Raw genomic sequence first — 2,168 nt, forward strand, 5'->3', positions numbered from 1 at the left:
TGCCCACGTGGCGGAATTGGTAGACGCGCATGGTTCAGGTCCATGTGCCTTCGGGTGTAGGGGTTCGAGTCCCTTCGTGGGCACCACCAGCAACGAGTCGTTTTCGTTGTGATCCGCAGTACAGTAGTGAGACATCGCAGTAAGCAGCAACAAGCAGCATCAGTGCCCACGTGGCGGAATTGGTAGACGCGCATGGTTCAGGTCCATGTGCCTTCGGGTGTAGGGGTTCGAGTCCCTTCGTGGGCACCATTACCTAATTCGCAAAAAAGCCGCAAACTTTCACGAGTTTGCGGCTTTTTTCATTTCTGCACGTCTTCCACGGCAGATGCCGCGTGGTTTTCCCACCGGCGGCACCCCCCTCTCTTGCTTACTTTGCCAGCGCCGCCTTGACGGCGTCAAACAGGGTCGTCGTCGGACGGCCGATCAGCGCGCTCAATTGCCTGCCATTGTCTTCCAGGCCGCCCTTGGCCGCGCCCGCATCGGAATCGGCCAGCAGGTCGGCAAAGCCTTCCGGCACGCCCACGCTCACCAGCGCCGCCTTGAAGTCCGCCTGCGGCAGATCCTTGTAGACGATCGCCTTGCCCGACTGGCGCGCCACTTCGGCCGCATATTCCGTCAGGGTAAAGCCATGGTCGCCGGCGAGTTCATAGATGGCTTGCGGCTGGGCCGCCGTCAGCACGGCGGCAGCGGCGGCCGCGTAGTCGCGACGCGCGGCCGACGAGAAGCGGCCATCCTGCGCCGCGCCCAGCACGACGCCATGCTCGAGCACGGGCGCCAGGTGTTCCGTATGGTTTTCCAGGTACCAGCCATTGCGCAGGAAAGTGTAGGGCAGGCCCGATGCGCGGATGGCCGCTTCCGTGACCACGTGCTCGGCGGCCAGGCCCAGCGGCGTGGTGTCGGCGCGCAGCACGCTGGTATAGGCCAGCAGGGCCACGCCGGCGCGCTTGGCCGCGTCGATGACGTTCTGGTGCTGCTGCGCGCGCTGGCCCACTTCGCTCGACGAGATCAGCAGGACTTTCGTCGCGCCCTGGAAGGCCGCGTCGAGGCTGGCGCCATCGTTGTAATCGGCCTGGCGCACCTGCACGCCCTTGGCGGCCAGGTCCGCCGCCTTGGCGGGGTTGCGCACGGCGGCGATGATATTCGAGGCGGGAACGGATTGGAGCAGGCTGGCAATGACGTGCTGGCCCAGGTTGCCTGTGGCGCCGGTGATGACGATCATGATTTCTCCTTGGAAGGTAGGTGGTAAAACCCTATAATAGGACTATTACTTACTTATTGTAAGTACGTACCTTTTAGTAAGTATGAAATTTCCTTTCGATACATAACCAGGCGCCATCGACAACGCCATCCGGACGGATACCCTATCATGGACATAGACACTCCCGGCGCCAGCCTGCGCGCCGCCCTCGCCCGCCAGAACCAGGGCGCGCACCTGCTGGCGGCCGCCTGCCCCTCGCGTGCCGTGCTCAGCCACCTGACCAGCCGCTGGGCCGTCCTGGTGCTCGTGTTGCTGCTGAGCGGCACGCGCCGCTTCAGCGAACTGCGCCGCGAAGTGGGCGGCGTCAGCGAAAAGATGCTGGCGCAAACCCTGGAAGCGCTGGCGGGCGACGGCTTCGTGCTGCGCCAGGCCTATATGGTGATCCCACCGAAGGTGGAATACAGCCTGACGCCGCTGGGGCGCGAGGCGGCCGAGCGGCTGGCCGTGCTGGTCGACTGGATCGAGGACAACTACCCGCGCATCGAGCAGGCGCGCGCCGACCTGGCGGCCGCACCCGCGGCGAAAAACGCCGCGTGAACGAGACCCATCCGCATTGCTTTTAGTCATCAAGAATTATCGTTTACTCCTCCTTGCCTTGATGTAATACTAGCCCCATGAACCGCGTAAGGGCGCGACACCATGAATCAGTTGATTTCCTCCATCGCCGACCGGGCCAATGTGCTGCTGGTCAGCAATTCGCCGAACGATGTGCGCGAACTGCTGTATGTGCTGGACCGCCACAACCTGGGTACGGGCCTGGCGGGCGACGTCGATGAAGGCGTGGAACTGGCGGCGGGCGGCACGGACCTGATCCTGCTCGACGCGGCGCTGGCGGGCACGAATATCGGCGCGGCCTGCATGCGGCTGCGCAATGCGGGCGGGCGCCACGGCGTGCCCCTGCTGCTGATGT

The 2,168-nt window shown here is 64.1% G+C and carries 2 protein-coding genes, 2 tRNA genes and 1 pseudogene; 4 read left to right on the forward strand and 1 reads right to left on the reverse strand.

Translation table 11 applies throughout. From position 1 onward, the window contains the following. Position 1: 1 nt before the first annotated feature. Positions 2-86, forward strand: a tRNA-Leu gene (locus EBS11_RS28155). 78 nt (positions 87-164) lie between these two features. Further along, positions 165-249, forward strand: a tRNA-Leu gene (locus EBS11_RS28160). 118 nt (positions 250-367) lie between these two features. On the opposite strand, the gene EBS11_RS28165 is transcribed toward EBS11_RS28160, so the two are convergent. After that, positions 368-1,219 (reverse strand): SDR family oxidoreductase, encoded by an 852-nt coding sequence (locus EBS11_RS28165; RefSeq protein WP_290608810.1) that lies wholly within the window; start codon positions 1,217-1,219, stop codon positions 368-370. A gap of 147 nt (positions 1,220-1,366) precedes the next feature. Here EBS11_RS28165 and EBS11_RS28170 point away from each other — a divergent pair, with 147 nt between their 5' ends. After that, positions 1,367-1,795 carry a helix-turn-helix domain-containing protein gene (locus tag EBS11_RS28170; RefSeq protein ID WP_290608812.1) on the forward strand — a complete coding sequence of 143 codons (429 nt, stop codon included), beginning with the start codon at positions 1,367-1,369 and terminating at the stop codon, positions 1,793-1,795. Positions 1,796-1,897: 102 nt separating this feature from the next. Further along, a pseudogene (locus tag EBS11_RS28175) lies at positions 1,898-2,168 on the forward strand (histidine kinase); the annotation flags it as partial.

It is taken from the genome of Janthinobacterium sp., from assembly GCF_009923995.1.
Classification (GTDB): Bacteria; Pseudomonadota; Gammaproteobacteria; order Burkholderiales; family Burkholderiaceae_D; genus Janthinobacterium.

Excerpts from the sequence above, each read along its gene's own strand:
- EBS11_RS28165 (WP_290608810.1), bottom strand. The coding sequence starts at position 1,219 with ATGATCGTCATCACCGGCGCCACAGGCAACCTGGGCCAGCACGTCATT.
- EBS11_RS28170 (WP_290608812.1), top strand. The coding sequence starts at position 1,367 with ATGGACATAGACACTCCCGGCGCCAGCCTGCGCGCCGCCCTCGCCCGC.